This window comes from Flavobacteriales bacterium (genome assembly GCA_016699575.1).
Classification (GTDB): domain Bacteria; phylum Bacteroidota; class Bacteroidia; order Flavobacteriales_F; family PHOS-HE28; genus PHOS-HE28.
In genome coordinates this window covers 1,359,628-1,375,208 of the sequence record CP064979.1, presented here as the reverse complement: position 1 = coordinate 1,375,208, position 15,581 = coordinate 1,359,628, and the positions used below count along the sequence as shown (strand labels likewise).

At 60.3% G+C, this 15,581-nt stretch carries 11 protein-coding genes; 7 read left to right on the top strand and 4 right to left on the bottom strand.

Annotation, left to right across the window (positions count from 1 at the left end):
* Positions 1-26: 26 nt before the first annotated feature.
* The 5 genes from IPJ76_05660 (at position 27) to IPJ76_05640 (ending at position 8,447) form a co-directional block, all read left to right on the top strand.
* Complete coding sequence (locus tag IPJ76_05660) at positions 27-2,705, top strand: T9SS type A sorting domain-containing protein (GenBank protein ID QQR87713.1); 2,679 nt, start codon at positions 27-29, stop codon at positions 2,703-2,705.
* 14 nt (positions 2,706-2,719) lie between these two features.
* Positions 2,720-4,075, top strand: coding sequence for a T9SS type A sorting domain-containing protein (locus IPJ76_05655; GenBank protein QQR87712.1), 1,356 nt, complete (start codon positions 2,720-2,722; stop codon positions 4,073-4,075).
* A 109-nt stretch (positions 4,076-4,184) separates the two neighbouring features.
* Positions 4,185-7,061, top strand: coding sequence for a DNA polymerase I (polA, locus tag IPJ76_05650; protein ID QQR87711.1), 2,877 nt, complete (start codon positions 4,185-4,187; stop codon positions 7,059-7,061).
* A 55-nt stretch (positions 7,062-7,116) separates the two neighbouring features.
* A complete protein-coding gene (locus tag IPJ76_05645) occupies positions 7,117-7,992 on the top strand; it encodes a hypothetical protein (GenBank protein QQR87710.1) in 876 nt (291 codons plus the stop codon).
* A gap of 8 nt (positions 7,993-8,000) precedes the next feature.
* Positions 8,001-8,447, top strand: coding sequence for a hypothetical protein (locus IPJ76_05640; GenBank protein ID QQR87709.1), 447 nt, complete (start codon positions 8,001-8,003; stop codon positions 8,445-8,447).
* Between the two features lie 66 nt (positions 8,448-8,513).
* Here the strand turns inward: IPJ76_05640 and IPJ76_05635 are convergent, their stop codons facing one another.
* The gene (locus tag IPJ76_05635; protein ID QQR87708.1) at positions 8,514-8,960 is read right to left on the bottom strand and encodes a hypothetical protein; all 447 of its coding nucleotides are present in this window, start codon (positions 8,958-8,960) and stop codon (positions 8,514-8,516) included.
* A 2-nt stretch (positions 8,961-8,962) separates the two neighbouring features.
* Complete coding sequence (locus IPJ76_05630; protein ID QQR87707.1) at positions 8,963-11,041, bottom strand: T9SS type A sorting domain-containing protein; 2,079 nt, start codon at positions 11,039-11,041, stop codon at positions 8,963-8,965.
* A 238-nt stretch (positions 11,042-11,279) separates the two neighbouring features.
* On the opposite strand from IPJ76_05630, the gene IPJ76_05625 reads away from it, so the two are divergent.
* Complete coding sequence (locus IPJ76_05625) at positions 11,280-11,996, top strand: TIGR00730 family Rossman fold protein (GenBank protein QQR88400.1); 717 nt, start codon at positions 11,280-11,282, stop codon at positions 11,994-11,996.
* A 2-nt stretch (positions 11,997-11,998) separates the two neighbouring features.
* On the opposite strand, the gene IPJ76_05620 is transcribed toward IPJ76_05625, so the two are convergent.
* Positions 11,999-13,237 (bottom strand): hypothetical protein, encoded by a 1,239-nt coding sequence (locus IPJ76_05620; protein ID QQR87706.1) that lies wholly within the window; start codon positions 13,235-13,237, stop codon positions 11,999-12,001.
* A 394-nt stretch (positions 13,238-13,631) separates the two neighbouring features.
* On the opposite strand from IPJ76_05620, the gene IPJ76_05615 reads away from it, so the two are divergent.
* Positions 13,632-14,021 carry a GxxExxY protein gene (locus tag IPJ76_05615; protein ID QQR87705.1) on the top strand — a complete coding sequence of 130 codons (390 nt, stop codon included), beginning with the start codon at positions 13,632-13,634 and terminating at the stop codon, positions 14,019-14,021.
* 196 nt (positions 14,022-14,217) lie between these two features.
* On the opposite strand, the gene IPJ76_05610 is transcribed toward IPJ76_05615, so the two are convergent.
* Positions 14,218-15,558 (bottom strand): hypothetical protein, encoded by a 1,341-nt coding sequence (locus IPJ76_05610; GenBank protein ID QQR87704.1) that lies wholly within the window; start codon positions 15,556-15,558, stop codon positions 14,218-14,220.
* Positions 15,559-15,581 lie beyond the last annotated feature (23 nt).

Here is a 15,581-nt window from a genome sequence, read left to right as displayed (position 1 = left end):
TCAGCCAACCTTTTTTGCCCCTGCCCATGAAAAAGCGATCCGTTTCCACCGTGTGTGCTGTTGTCCTGCTTTTGGTTGCCAAGGCGCAGTTGTTCATTCCTCATGATCCGCTGGAAGAGCCTTTTGGCAGCAGTTGGACCTATCTCTTCAACCGTGGCCAAGCAGCGGACATCACGGGCGCACTGAGGCCCGAGATCGCCAACCACTCCATCATGGGGCCGGTTGGTGTTTGGGTGTACGAAGGCGGCAAGGTGGGCATTACGCTCACCAACGAAACCAACGATTCCATCGCCGAGATCGACTTCTCCATCCTCTCCGAAGTGAACCAAGCGAGCCTTCCGGTGGATGCCGCCCATGTCGATTGCCACTACAACTTCTACCTGGAGCACTGCCCGCAAGGTGTAACCGGTGTGGACGGCTCGAAGCATCTGGTCTTCGAGGACGTAGCCCCTTACATCGATCTGCATGTGCTGAGCAACCAATACGGGCCCAAGTGGTACATCGTCATGCGGCCCGGTGGCGATCCGGCCGACATCATGCTCCTCTTCGAGGGGCACGATGAACTGCACATCGATCCGATGGGTTTCCTGAAAGCATGGATCGGCAACCGCTACTTGGTGCTCAACGAGGGCTTTGCCTTTCAGCAGGACGGCAACACCATCAACTATGTGCCATGGACGCCGGAGTATGAGCACACACCCGGCAGCGACATTGTGACCTTCGAGTTCGGGGCGTACGATCCATCGTTGCCCTTGGTCATAGTTATCACACCTTTCTCCGGCGCTGGTGGCATGGGCGGTGGCGGCAACCCCTTGCCCGAGTGGTGCTCTTTCATGAACGGTACCGCCAACGACTTCATGGCCGACCTTACCCACGACGATGAGGGCTATGTCTATTTCACGGGGACGTCCAGTAGTGCGCTAGGGCTCCCGGGTACCGGTGGTTTGTTCTCTTACGCAGGCAGCGGCGACATGATCCTTGGCCGGTTCAACGAGCACTACGAGATCGAGGTGCCCGGAACTTGGTTCACATACTACGGCAATGGCGACACGAACGATAGCCGTTCCATTGCCTACGACCCGGTGTTCGATCGGGTGGGGGTGTGCGGGGCGACGGAGAGTATGCCCGGTGTGCCACTCTTAGGAAACCCAAACAGCTTCCAAGGATCCGGCACTGGTTCCGTTGGCTTATTCAATGCGTTGAATGGACAGGTCCAATACTTCACGCGTATCCAGAACAACCTCGTCTCCTGCGCGGCCATCGACTTCGATAAGGACGGCAACTTCTTTGTGACGGGTACGGGCATTGGCCCGGATGACATACCGGACCTGGCGGGTGCCACCGACTATTGGACCGGCGTCGGCCCGGAGAACGGACCGCTGTTCCACACCGGTTTCATCAACAAGTTCGATCCGCAGTGCAACCTGCTTTGGGGCACCACCTTCGGTGGCCCGGAGGATGAGGTGGTGTACGACCTGCACATCGACCGGCCCAACGACAAGGTGTACGTGGTCGGTTCAACGATATCGCCGCGCACGGGCGCCCAGAACTGCACGCCCCAGGTCTTCCAATTCCCGCTGTGCAACGCCGGTGGCTATTTCCAGAACGGGCTCAACGGCGATGGCAACTTCGGCCTGGGCCATTCCGACGGGTTCATCGCCCGGTTCAATGCCGTTACACTGGCGCTGGAGTGGAGCACGTATTTCGGCGGCCAAGGCGAGTGGGAGTTCATCACCAGTGTTACCACCAACGACCTCGGGGAGGTCTTCGTCGCAGGCATCACCAATACAGGCGGATGCAATTTCGTGACCTGCCAAGGCTCTCCCACCGAACACTATTTCCCTTGCTGCGACAACGGGGGCTACTTCGAGGGCCAACCCTCCATGGGTTTCTATGAGAACTTCATCGCCAAATTCAGCGCAGGCACCCAGCTACTTTGGAGCACCAAGGTGGGCGGGCCGCAGGAGGAGGATGCGCTGATCACCTTCGGTGTGGTAGGCCCGTTGCCCGAGCGCGCCCGGCCGCGCGTTACATGCGACGGGCAGGACAATGTGCTCCTGTTCGGCAACACCGCCAGCGGGTGGACCTTCGGCACCGACCAGCCCATACTGCCGTGGAACCAACCCACGGGCATCTACTTCGAAGAACACCACAACGATGGGGATCAGGCCACCACCGATGCCTATGTGGCCAAGTTCTCCAGCGCTGGTGCACTGCTCGGCGCCAGCTATTTCGGGGGCCAGGGGATCGATCTGTGCGGGGGCATAACGGCCAACGACACACGGGTGTACATAGCGGGCAGCAGTCGCAGCACCCAAGCCTTCCCCGTATCATGCCCCAATTTGCCGGGCTACCAGCCCTATTGCGACCTCGTGCCGCTGGGCGCTACCGCTTACGATGGTTACATAGCGCAGATCAGGTACGATCTGGTGGATGCCGTGACCGGACCTACGGCCACGCAACACGCAGGGCTGTGGTGTTATCCCAACCCTGCGTCGAGCATGGTGAACGTTGGGCTCGACGGGGGGGTGCTGGAAGGCAACGTGGTGGTGTACGACGAGTTGGGCCGCACTGTGGCCTCGGAACACGCGCAACATCGTGCAAGCGTTCAGATCGATATTGCCGGTTGGCCATCCGGGACTTACACCGTAGTCGCCGACAGCCCTGAGGGCCCGTTGCACGTCCGTTTCACGACGGTGCGATGAAAAGGTTGATCGTGATGATCGCTCTCGCGATCACAGCATGCGGTGCACCAGCTCAATGGCAGAGTCTCAATGGTGGCCTGGACTTTTTTGTCGGGGCATTCGAGCACACCAACGACAGCACCCAACTGATTGTTGGGGGCGCATTCTGCACAACCAATGTTGATTCGCTTGCAGCGCACCATTTAGTGCGCTGGGACGGAATCCAGTGGAGCGATACAGGGTTCGCGGGCGGAGGGGCTGATACGCTTTTCGGTTGCCAATACCATACGCTGCCGAGCATCGCGCTATTCCATGACACGTTGTTCGTCGCACCCTACACAGGAGGGTGGCGATACGACACCTCTTTAGCCTACATAGCCATGCTAGCCGACACCACCTGGCTGCCCTGCGGCCAACCGAACGCACCTGCGTGGCTCCACGAGGTGAACGGCCGTTTGTTCCGGGGCGGCCTGGCCGATTCGGTGTACGGCACCAGCATGCCCAGCCCCAACGAGTGGATCGGTGGTGCTTGGCAGCCGTTGCCCAACAATCCGATCCCAGCACCCAGCGCGGTGTACGAAGCGCACTACCACAATGGGGTGTACTACTTCGGCGGCATCTTCGAGGCGCTCGGCTCGCGCAAGATCGTGGCCTTCGATGGCGTGGACCAGTGGTGTGGCTTGGACGGAGGAGTGCCTGGCTTCTACTTCATCGCCTCTATCCAAGGCTATGGCGATTCGCTGTTCGTGGGCGGTTGGTTGCAGGAGCCAGGGCTCAGTGACCACATTCGTGTGTGGGATGGTTCTGACTGGTTGCAGTTCGCGCCCAACGGGATCACCTTCGTGAATCATGTGTGGGACATGCTCGTGCATGAGGGCGATCTGTACATCGCCGGTGCAGGACACCTGGTGGGCGATACCACCATTTACGACATCTGGCGCTACGATGGCCATCAGCTCTGCGCCCTTGGCGGACCCACCGTAGGTGGTGGTCAGAAAATGACCATCTTCCAGGATGATCTGTACTTCGCCATGCCCTCAACGCACGCCGAGCTCTACCAAGAATTCATCGGCCGCTTGGACCTTGATGCGGTGGTGCCCGATACATGCATTGAGGTGGTGCATGTGGGGGTGGAGGAGCAACACGGCGTGCCGCGGGTTTATGTACACCCAAATCCGGCATCCGATGTGGTGACCATTGGTGTGAATACGGGCGTGATGGGTGGCAACTTGTTGGTGTACGACGAGATCGGTCGTTTGATCGCTTCGCAGAGCGCAGTGCAGCGATCGGTCGTTGAACTCGACGTGTCGCGATGGGCTGTGGGGACATATACCGCTTTGTTGTTCAGCCCTGCTGGCTTGTACCGGTCGCGTTTGATGATCGTGCACTGACTGCACCGATGATTGGTGTTGCGCAGTTGGCGCGCGGTGCTTCGGCCCAATGACCCGGCTTGGCTTCCGCTAACTACGATTCGTTCTTCCACGCTTCTACCTTGCCGCCATGTCCGAACAGACCAACGGCGACGACAAGCGCCTCTTCCTCCTCGACGCCTTCGCGCTCATCTACCGCGCCTACTTCAGTTTCATCCGCGCGCCACGCGTGAACAGCAAGGGCTTTAACACCAGCGCTGCCTTCGGTTTCACCACCACATTGCTCGATCTGATCAAGCGCGAGAAACCAACGCACCTGGCCGTGGTCTTCGATACGTCGGCACCCACGGAGCGCCACGAAACACTGCTCGACTACAAGGCGAACCGCGAAGAGATGCCGGACGACATCCGCACCAACTTGCCGTACATCCGCCGCATCATCGAGGCGATGAACATCCCCATCCTCGAGAGTGACGGCTACGAAGCGGATGATGTGATCGGCACGTTGGCGAAGAAGGCCGAGTTGGAAGGCTACACCACTTTTATGATAACGCCGGACAAGGACTTCGGGCAATTGGTGAGCGACAGGATCGTCATGTACAAACCCGGCCGCGGTGGTGATCCGCCGGAGAAGCTCGGGCCCAAAGAGATCTGCGAGCGCTGGGGAGGATTGACCAGTCCGGAGCAGGTGAAGGACATCCTTGGCCTGATGGGTGATGCGGTGGATAACATCCCGGGTATTCCCGGTATCGGCGAGAAGACCGCGATGAAGCTCGTGCAGCAGTTCGGATCGCTGGAGGGCGTGATCGACGGGGCCGAGCAATTGAAAGGCAAGCAGAAGGAGAACGTGATCGCCTTCGCGGAACAGGGGCGCATGAGCAAGATGTTGGCCACCATCAACATCAATGCTCCCGTGGAACTGGACCACGATGCGCTGCACTTGGACCCGCCGGATGCAGCCAAAGTGCTGGAGGTCTTCAGCGAACTTGAATTCAAGAACCTGACGGCGCGTGTGCTTGCACCAGCTGATCAGGCAAGTGCCCAAGTGGGTGGCCTAACCTCCAAGGGGAGCAGCTCGCGGCTCTCCCCCGCCGGGGGAGCCGGAGAGGGTCAAGGCGGACAAGTCGATCTGTTCGGAACGAGCGTGGACGCGGACGGGGATGTCGAACTGAAAGAGTTCGCCAACATCGACACGGTGCCGCACCGCTATTTCCTGGAGGACACGAACGAGAAGATGTACATGCTCGCGGCCCAGTTGAAGAAGCAACCGCGGTTCTGCTTTGATACCGAGACCACGGGAACGGATGAGCGCACCGCTGAGCTGGTCGGTCTCGCCTTCAGTTGGAAAGCGCACGAAGGCTACTACGTGCCAGTACCCGCGGATCGCGAAGGAGCACAGCGCATCGTTGACATCTTCAAGCCGATGCTGGAGAACGAGGCCATCGGCAAAGTGGCCCAGAACGCCAAGTACGACATCCGCGTGTTGAAGAACTACGGGGTAGAGGTGAAAGGCCCGCTCTTCGATACGATGGTCGCGCACTACCTGCTCAAACCCGATCAGCAGAAACACGGGATGGACTACCTGAGCGAGGTGTACCTCGGTTATCGCCCGGTGAGCATCGAAACGCTCATCGGTCCGAAGGAGCGCGGCAAGACGCAGAAGAGCATGCGCGACGCCGATGTGAACGCGGTGAAGGAGTACAGCGCCGAAGACGCCGACATCACGTGGCAGCTCGGCGAGAAGTTCGCGCCGCTGCTCGAAGAGGACGAGGTGACCAAGCTCTTCAACGATGTGGAGATGCCGTTGGTGCACGTGCTCGCGGACATGGAAACCGAGGGCATCCGCATCGACATCCCGGCCCTCAAACAGTTCAGCGAGGAACTCGGCACGGACCTGCTGCGCTTGCAGGAAGAGATCCACAAAGCCTGTGGCGTGCCCTTCAACATCGACAGTCCGAAGCAGCTCGGCGACGTGCTCTTTGAGACCCTCAAGATCGGAGGGGATAAAGTGAAGAAGACCGCCAAGACGGGCCAGTACCAGACCAGCGAGGACATCCTGCAGGAACTCAGCAACGCGCATCCAGTGGTGCCGCTCATCCTGGACTATCGCAGCTTGCGCAAGCTGAAGGGCACCTACGTGGACACGTTGCCGGAAGCTGCTGATCCCGTGACGCACCGCGTGCACACCAGCTACCTCCAGACCGTGGCCGCCACGGGCCGCCTGGCCAGCAACGATCCCAACCTGCAGAACATCCCCATACGCACGGAGAAAGGCCGCGAGATCCGGAAAGCCTTCGTGCCACGCAACGAAGAATACCAATTGCTCAGCGCTGACTACAGCCAGATCGAGCTGCGCATCATTGCCCACATGAGCGGCGACCACAATATGCAGGAGGCTTTCCGCCACGGGCTCGACATCCACGCGGCCACGGCAGCCAAAGTGTTCAACGTGGACATCGCCGCCGTTACCCGCGACCAGCGGAGCCGCGCCAAGGCCGTCAACTTCGGCATCGCATACGGACAAGGGGCCTTCGGACTTTCACAGAACCTGGGGATCCCGCGGGCTGAGGCGAAACAGATCATCGACGACTACTTCGCGCAATTCCCCGGTGTGCGCAACTACATGGATGAGATGATCGGCTTCTGCCGCACGCACGGCTACATCAAGACCCTGATGGGCCGCCGACGCTACCTGCCGGACATCACCAGCGCCAACAACACGGTGCGCGCACAAGCCGAACGCATCGCCATCAACGCGCCCATGCAGGGCACGGCTGCTGACATCATCAAGGTGGCCATGGTGAGCATCCATCGGGAAATGCAGCAGCGCCGCATGCGCAGCAAGCTGCTCCTCCAGGTGCACGATGAACTGGTGTTCGACGCCCATCGGGCGGAGGTGGAGGACCTGAAAGCGATGGTGCGGGGCCGGATGGAGGGAGCCATGCAACTGAACGTACCGCTCCTTGTTGACATGGCGGTGGGGAAAAACTGGCTGGAAGCCCACTAGGGTCGGGGCTTCCACGGGCATCTTTGGCGCGACCACGAACGTGTCCTCCCTTACCATGAAGAAACTCATCCGACTGCTACCGATCGCTATGCTGGCCATGGCCTGTGGCGGCGGTCAGCAAACCGGCGACCAGCTCGTCACAGACGGTGCCGACAGCACCTCCGAGGCGCTGAAGCAGAAGACCAAGAAGATCTTCCGCACCATCCCGTCGCCCATGCAGACGGCCAGCCTGCTGCAGGATGCCGGGGCCGAGTACGATACTGATATCCTGAGCGATCCCAATACCTGGCGCAACTACACCACGGCGAGCAAGCAGGCCATCAACTTGGGTGTTTACGGCGCGGATCTCAGCTACGCCAGCATCTTCAACCAAACGCAGGAGAGCATGCTCTTCACCGCCGCGGCCCAGAACCTGGCCAAGAACCTCGGTATCAGCAGCGCCTTCAGCGACAGCACGCTGCAAGCATTGCAGGACGCCAAGGAGGACCGCGACAAGCTCATTGACATCGTGACCACCACCTATTGGGACATGGACGGTTACCTGAAAGAGGAGGGCCGCAGCCATCTCAGCGCGCTGATGATCGCCGCTGGATGGACGGAAGGCCTGTACATCGCCACCCAAGTGGCGGCCACCAAGCCGAACGACGCGCTGCGCCAACGCATCGCCGAGCAGAAGCTCTCACTGGGCGACATCATCAGTTTGTTGGGCGATCATCCGGACGATCAGGCCGTGCAAGGCGTCATCGCCGACATGAAGGCGCTGCAAACCCTTTTCGAGGGAGTGAACACGGGAGCAGCGGCCACCACCACCAGCACCAACGCGAGCGGCGTTACCGTGATCGGAGGGGGAACACCCGCTACGCTGACCGATGACCAGCTCAAAGCATTGCGCGACAAAGCAGCCAGCATCCGTAACGCTTATATCCAGTGACCATGGCCATGATCACACTACGCTCGATCGCGGCCACTGCCGCCCTCATTGCCGCCTGCATCGCACCGAACGTGGCCGATGCCCAGTGCCGCAGCTTCGCCAAGAACAAGTGCATCCCGCAGTTGGAGCCGTACACCTTCAACGAGACCTTCAACGCTGCCCAGCTTTCCCCAGGCGAAGAAGCGGAGGTGAGCATGACCTTCTACAGCGGTCAGGATTACCGCCTGCTGGTTTGCACGCACCCGTCGTTGGGCGAAGTGAACTGGAAGCTGGTGGACGCGGGCAACCGCACCATTTTCGAAAGCCTGGCCGATGAGCCCAAGCACACCTTCGACCTGAAGGTGGAAAGCACCACGCAACTGAAAGTGCTGGTGTACGTGCCCGATCGCAAAAGCGCCAATGACCTGGTGCCGGTGGGCTGCGTCACCATCCTGATGGGCTACAAGAAGTCCTGAGCTGGGTTATCCTGTTCAGCACGAAGGCCGCGTGAGCGGCCTTCGTCATTCTGCGAGGGTGACCGATCAGGGATGCATCCCGATCACCACTTTCCCCTTTGCCTCCAGATCGGTCTGTTCCGGGAAGGTGATGGTATGCCAGCCCGCATCGCCGGCCTTGCCGCTCACACCGAACCGGGCACGGCCCATCTCCAGACCATCGGCATCGTAGGCCTTTGCCACGAGCGTATCGGACAGGTCACGGTCCAGGATGATGTACACCTGCAAGGCCGAATAGTCGTCGCTCATTTCGGTCTTGCCGAGCGATGCACCCCTGTTGCCGAGCGTACTATCCAGTTCCACGGTGAGCGCCATGGTTTTCTCCACGCCCTCCTTGGCGCCCTTGATGAACTCGCTGGCCGCCTGGCCAGCTACCTCACCACCTTTGCTGATGGTCTCCTTTGCCGCATTGCCCGCCCGTTCGCAGGCGCTCAGCATGCCCAAGACCAATGCGATAACGACGACCTTGCGCATGCTCAGCGCACCGCGAAACGCACGGTGCTCAGGTGCTGTCCGTCGCTCATGCGCACGAAGTACATCCCGCTCTCCAGCAGGTGCACGGGCAGGGCAATGCGTTGGTCGCCGGAAGCCAAGGTTCCATTGAACACTTGAGCGATCTCGCGTCCGAGGGCATCCACCACATCAATGCGCACATCGGTCGGCTGTTCGATGCTCACGAGCAGCTCGGCTGCATCGTCCACGGGGTCGGGCACCACCAGTGCGCTACCACCGCCGAGCACCAGGTCCTCAATGCCCACGGGCTGGCCGTTGATGTTGATGTCATCGATGTAGAGGTTGTTGCCGCCGTCGCTCTCGAACCAGAACTTGAAACGGAAGTCGGCCACGTGATAATTGCTCAGGATGTTGGTCACTTCCTCATAGCCCCACTGGCTTTGTTGCGTGGGCGTGAATTGGGCGTTGGTGGGGTTCACGGTGGCCAGGTCGGTGGTGCCGCGCAGTTGCTTGCGCATGTTCCAGGTGGCACCGCAGTCATTGCTCACGTACAGGCGCAGTTTGTCGTCGTTGTCGCTGTTGCGCTGGGCGAACGCAAAACGCCAGCTTATGATGATATCGCTGGCATTGCTCATGTCGTACGTGCCGCTGATCAGCTCATCGAGGTTGGTGGCCTGTGAAGTGTAGTTGCGCAGGCGCGTACTCTTGCTCCCGCTGTACGAAGCCGCAGTGGTGATCTCGAAGGCCTCATCGGCGTTGGCGTTCATCACCGTCCATTCATTGCCGGGCAACGCGTTCAAGGACTCGAAACCTTCTACCACAGGGACCGTGGTACCGGGGGCGGGCAACACTACGATGTACCCTGCTTCAGTGGCGCTCACCGTGCCGTTGCCGTCACCGGCCGTGAGGGTCACGTCGTAAACGCCGGGCAAATTGTAGGTGACGCTGGGGTTCTGGTCGGAGCTGGAACTGGGTTGTGCACCGGGCATGTCCCATTGCCAGTTGTTCACGAAGTTGAAACTGAGATCGGTGAACTGGACGGGGCTGCCGGCGCAAACCGTGCGCGTGTTCGTGGTGAACACGGCTGCACACAGCGCTGCAGGCTGATCCACGCCTGTGTCGGCCAGGTTCTGCGCAGTGGTCAGTTGGTTGCGCTGCGCTGTGCCGCTGCTCAGCGCGGCCAGCATGCGTGTTTTCTGGCCTTCGGTGAACATCTTGCTGCAGTAGCTGTACTCCATGTAGTTCTCCACGTTGTCAACGGGAGCGGTGCAGGTATTGCCGTTGATGTTGCAGCTCTGCCAACCTTCGGTGGGCGGGGTATCGCTCACATTATCGGTCTCGCTGCAGTTGCTGGCAAGGCCCGGTTCGTTGGTGGGCCCCCACACGTGGTTGAGGTTGATCCAGTGCCCCACCTCGTGGGTAAGGGTGCGGCTGCGGCTCACAGCGCCAGTACCTATGGTGCCGACGTAATCGTGGAGCAGCACGATGCCATCTCCTTCGGGCCAGTTGTTCACCGCGCCGGGGCGGTAGGTGTAGCCCGCGGCACCGTCAGCGCTGGCGGCCACCCAAACGTTCAGGTACATATCGCGCGGCCACTGGATCAGGTCCTTCATGGTCTGCGTGCCATCGTTCGTAAGCGGGCTCACGGTACGTGTGATGCCATTGGTGCAATTGCCGTCGGGGTCTTTCTGGGCCAGTTTGAAGGTGATGCCGACGTCGGCCACAATGCCCAGGAACGCCGGGTTCACATTGTCCCAGTCGTCGTTCAGCTTGTTGAAGTCATTGTTCAACACCACCATGGCATCCTCGATCTGCTCATTGCTGATGTTCTCGGGGCCGTTGTTGTGGATGATGTGGAAGACCACCGGGATCACCGGATTTCCACCGCCCTTGGCAATGCCTTGGGCTCGTTGTGCTTCGAACTGCGCCGTGAAGGCCTCGAGCTCCGCCTGCGCTGCTTCGGCTTGTGCGATCCGCAACGGGTCGTGGCCCAGCATAGCGTGCAATCGCTCTTCATCGTGCGTGGTGCAATAGATGGAAGGAGCCTGTTGGGCGTTGACGGTAGCTACGGTCAACAGGGCAGGAAACAGGTAGTGGCGCATGGGCGTCGGCAACAAGGGGCTGGTTGAAGGCCGACGAAAATAGCCGTCGGTCACACGGCCAACGGTCCGGGGCCGGTCATGGTTGGGTCAAGTCTTGGGATCCGAACGGTGAACAGGCGTTCAAGGGCGACCAGTCGAGGATCGCCGCCAAGCGATGGCACAGGGCTACCGGTAGTTTCGCGGCGTGCCGGTAGAGAGCAGCGACGGAAAACACCGTCCCCAGTCCCCTCGAGGTGGTATCGACCTCCGCTTCCTGGAGGGACCCCGATCGCGGTGGAAAGAGTTCAAGAGCGTGGTGAACATCGCGCGCGAGTTCATCTATGGCTTCCGCAACCTGCACTTCGTGGGCCCCTGCGTCACCTTCTTCGGTAGCGCGCGGTTCAAGGAAGACCATCGGTATTACGTCGACACCCGGGAACTCGCGCGACGCATCGGGCGTGTGGGTTTCACCATCATGACGGGCGGTGGCCCGGGCCTCATGGAAGCGGCGAACCGTGGTGCCCGCGATGTGGGCGCGAAGAGCGTAGGGTGCAACATCGTGCTGCCGCACGAGCAGGACCCGAATCCGTACCTGGACGTCAGCCTTTCGTTCGACCGGTTCTTCGTGCGCAAGGTGCTGTTGGTGAAGTACAGCGTTTGTTTCGTTGTGATGCCCGGTGGTGCAGGCACGGTGGACGAGCTCTTCGAGACCATTACGCTCATCCAGACGGGCAAGGTGAAGGACTTCCCCATATTGCTGTACGGCAAGAACTACTGGGCACCCATGCTCCAGCAGATTGATCGTATGGTGGCCGAGGGCACCATAGGCCGCAAGGAACTGGAATTCGTGTTCGTGGCCGACACCGTGGATGAAGCCACCACGTTGCTTCAGGGCCGCTTGGTATCGATGTGGCAACGCGCACGCAGCCGCAAGGACACGCCCAAGTGGTGGTTCCTGGAGAACGGAAATCGTTAGCCCTAGCGCAGCACCACCCGGTGCACCTCGGCAGTGCTGCCCGATGTGAGCCTCACCACGTGAAGCCCGGACGCGTTCGGGATTGAAAGCTCGTTGGTGGTTCCACCCACCGGGTTTGCAGTGGCCACCCTGGCGCCGCGCGCATCGAACACCTCGCACTGCACAGTGCCGGTTGACATGCCGGATAGGTCAAGCATCAAATGGTGAGCAGTTGACCAAACGCGCGATCCACGCACGGTGTTATCCGCGACGGCAGTGCTCAGATCAACGGTGATCCCTGCCGTAAGGGGAGCGTAGAATGGCGACGCATTGGTGACCCGGATGAGGTAGCCCGTGCCTGACGGCGTACCAGCGGGCACTTCGCAAACAATGGTGCCGGAATTCGACGCGGTGTTCAGCGTGCCGATGATGATGGGATTGCTGAAGTCGCCGTTCGCATCGCTCAGTTCCGCAACGAAGTCCGTTGCCGCATCGGGCACACCGCCCGAACTGAAGTCAACGCTCATCGGGAACCCGAGCACAGCAGTGACGAACGCGATGTTGTCGCTCGGAGCGGGCGTCACATTGTAGATGAGCGCCATGTCATCATACCAGCTCTGCGTGCCCACTTGGCTGATCAGGCTGTCTCCGCTCGTCATCACCATCAGCACATAGGCTGGTGTGTTCCCGTTCAGGTAGTTGAACGGTACCGAAAAGCGGGTCCATGTGCCCACTGTTGCGGAAGCACCGTCCCATCCCGCCTGACCGACCCAATTGCCCAATGTGCCGTTCTCCGGCATACTACCCGTGCCGGTGTGCACGATGGCATCCACGGTCGGGTAGTCGCCGGTCATCACGGTGGTCTTGTACCAGCCCACCAAGCTGTCCGGTCTACTGGTCATCACTTGGTACCATTGTGCATCGCTTGCTTCGGTGAAGACCCTTCCGTTGGCAGGGTTCAGCTCGGCATGTACGCGGCCGCAGGTGACAATGCCGTTGGCAGCGCCGATGGGCGACTGCACCGTGCGCACGTTCACGGAATACGAACCGGTATGCGCATCGCCGCTCTGGAAACAGACCTGTGGAGCGAAGTTGTTGATGAAGTTCCCTCCGTCGCTCGTCTTGATCGAGCTCCACTCTTCGGGCTCCTCCGTGCCCGTGCCCACGTTCTGCCACGTCTCGAAACCGCTGTTCAGGATCTGGGGTTGGGCGAAAGCGAACGAGGTTGAGAGGATCGCAAGGCAAGTGGCAAGTTGTTTCATGCTGCTGGGATGGGGCGTGAACTTAGCACAGCCGTGCTGGATCGGGGTTGATATGTTGCCGAGGATGCAGTGTGAAGACGCGACCGTGAATGAACGGGGATGGACGTGAATGAACCCGCAGGACTGCAGAAGCGCACGATGCATTTCCGTCCATTCCCGTCCGTTTGCGGTAATAGGTACACACTGGCGCCCTCTTGGAAGTGCAGGGCATGCAAACCCAACCGTGAATGAACGGAGGTGGACGTGAATGAACCCACAGGATGGCAGAAGCACATGACGCATTCCCGTCAACTCCGGATCATGAGCCGCTGCCTGGGCTCTCATAGGAACGGCCTGAACTCGTGCTGAGGGCACTGGTGCGGGGACATACATTGGCTTCGCAGTGGAAAAGGCAATGAGCAACCTGAACGCGGACGACCAAGAGATCACCCGACCTATCGTCGGTTGCGCCATGCGGGTGCTGAACACCCTGGGTCATGGCTTCAACGAGAAGATCTATGAGAACGCACTCTGTGTGGAAATGAAGAAAGAAGGCATTGCGTTCCAACAGCAGCCGCGCTTCCCCGTTCTGTACAGGAGCATTCAGGTTGGAGAGTTCATACCCGATCTGATCGCCTTGAACACGGTTGTGATCGATACCAAGACCATCGACGCCATCGGAGATCATGAGATCGGACAGATGCTGAACTATTTGCGATGCACTGGGCTGGAGATCGGGCTCATCATCAACTTCAAGCGCCCACGACTTGAATGGCGCCATGTGTGGTTGAGGGCTGACCGCTAGCTTGATCGAACTCTTGGATGCGCTGAGCCGTGGAGAGCCCCCATCCATGAACGGGCGGGAATGGACGTGAATGAACTCACAGGGCCGCAAAAGCACGCGTCGCATTTCCGTTCACCCCCGTCCATTCACGGTTAAGCTCCAGGACAAAACAGAAAGGGCCGCCGAAGCAGCCCCTTCCGGTCAAACCAAGTTGTGATCAGAGGGCCACGGTCCAGCCGGTGGTCCAGTCGTTGCCGCTCTCAACGGCACCTTTGAAGCTCACGCTGGTGAACCAACCGTCGATGAGGCTGGGATCTGCTGCGCCCGTGCTCTGCGTGCCCACGTAGCCGCTCAGCACGCCGGGGTCGCCGCTGCTGTTGCTGGCTTCGTTGGCGGGATCGAAGGCGCCGCAGTTGCTGTAGTTGGCGGCGTTGTTGCCGAACACCACGCTGTTGCGCACGAAGAGTTCCGCGGCGGCCACGTGAGGATCGCACTCGGTGCCCACTTTGATGCCGTTCTCGAAGCCCGTGACAAGTCCGTTCCACAACTTGCCCTTGGTGCCGTGGCGCAGGCGGATGCCATCGTTCGCACTGCCATCAACAGCACCCACCAAAGTGAAGTTGCTGATCATCGGAGAGCTGAACGGCGTGACGGTGTAGTCGGTCTCCCAGTTGTCCGCTTCGATGCCGCGATCGCCACTGGCGGAGCTTTGCTGTACTACCCAGAATTGGCCTTTGCCGCGCCAGCCGTGGCTCCAGTCGAAGCTGTCGTCGCTGTTGCCGGTGCTCAGGGCCCACTTTAGGTTGGCGGCGCCACCGAAGAACTCGAAACCGTCATCGCTGCCCTTGTAGGCCTGCAGGTGCTCGAGCACCGTGCCGCTGCCCACGCCGTTGAAAGAGAAGCCGTTCAGCTCGTTGTCAGTGCCGAGGATCTTGCCGGCGTACTCCACACGCACGTACTTCATCGTGCCGCTGTTGTCGCTGTCATCGCTACCGCCGTAGGTGCCGCTGCCGCCTTCACCTTCCGCGGTGCAGCCCGGTGTACCGCAGATGTTCACCAGACCATAGCCGTTCAGGACGATACCGCCCCAGTCGCCGGCAGCGGGCGTGCCCGTTACCTTCTTGATGGTGCTGAACACGATGGGCTGCGCTGCCGTGCCGATCGCATTGATGCGACCACCGCGTTGGATGCTCAGAAAAGGCGTGGTGTTGTCGTCGGCCGCGTAGATCAACGTGCCCTCTTGGATGGTGAGCGTGGAACCGCTGCTCACGAACACGCCGCCGCTCATGAGCCACAGCTTGTCGTTGGTGAGGGTACGGCTGCTGCCGATGTTCCCCGACAGCACATGGTACGTGGTGCCGTTGATGATCTGCGTGGGGTCGCCTGTGTTGGCGTACTGGCACGAGCCGTCGTCCTCCTCCGCATCGGCGTCGTAGTTGATCGAAGCGGGGTCGGTGCAGCCTTCCTTCTTGCTGCACGAGGTGAGGGATGCTGCTGCCATCAGGCCTGCGATGCCCATCATCGCGAGGCGGCCGTTGAAGAGGTTCTTCGTTGACATCTGTCGTTGTTTCTGTTGGCGGC

Excerpts from the sequence above, each read along its gene's own strand:
- IPJ76_05660 (QQR87713.1), top strand. The coding sequence starts at position 27 with ATGAAAAAGCGATCCGTTTCCACCGTGTGTGCTGTTGTCCTGCTTTTG.
- IPJ76_05655 (QQR87712.1), top strand. The coding sequence starts at position 2,720 with ATGATCGCTCTCGCGATCACAGCATGCGGTGCACCAGCTCAATGGCAG.
- polA (QQR87711.1), top strand. The coding sequence starts at position 4,185 with ATGTCCGAACAGACCAACGGCGACGACAAGCGCCTCTTCCTCCTCGAC.
- IPJ76_05645 (QQR87710.1), top strand. The coding sequence starts at position 7,117 with ATGAAGAAACTCATCCGACTGCTACCGATCGCTATGCTGGCCATGGCC.
- IPJ76_05640 (QQR87709.1), top strand. The coding sequence starts at position 8,001 with ATGATCACACTACGCTCGATCGCGGCCACTGCCGCCCTCATTGCCGCC.
- IPJ76_05635 (QQR87708.1), bottom strand. The coding sequence starts at position 8,960 with ATGCGCAAGGTCGTCGTTATCGCATTGGTCTTGGGCATGCTGAGCGCC.
- IPJ76_05630 (QQR87707.1), bottom strand. The coding sequence starts at position 11,041 with ATGCGCCACTACCTGTTTCCTGCCCTGTTGACCGTAGCTACCGTCAAC.
- IPJ76_05620 (QQR87706.1), bottom strand. The coding sequence starts at position 13,237 with ATGAAACAACTTGCCACTTGCCTTGCGATCCTCTCAACCTCGTTCGCT.
- IPJ76_05615 (QQR87705.1), top strand. The coding sequence starts at position 13,632 with ATGAGCAACCTGAACGCGGACGACCAAGAGATCACCCGACCTATCGTC.
- IPJ76_05610 (QQR87704.1), bottom strand. The coding sequence starts at position 15,558 with ATGTCAACGAAGAACCTCTTCAACGGCCGCCTCGCGATGATGGGCATC.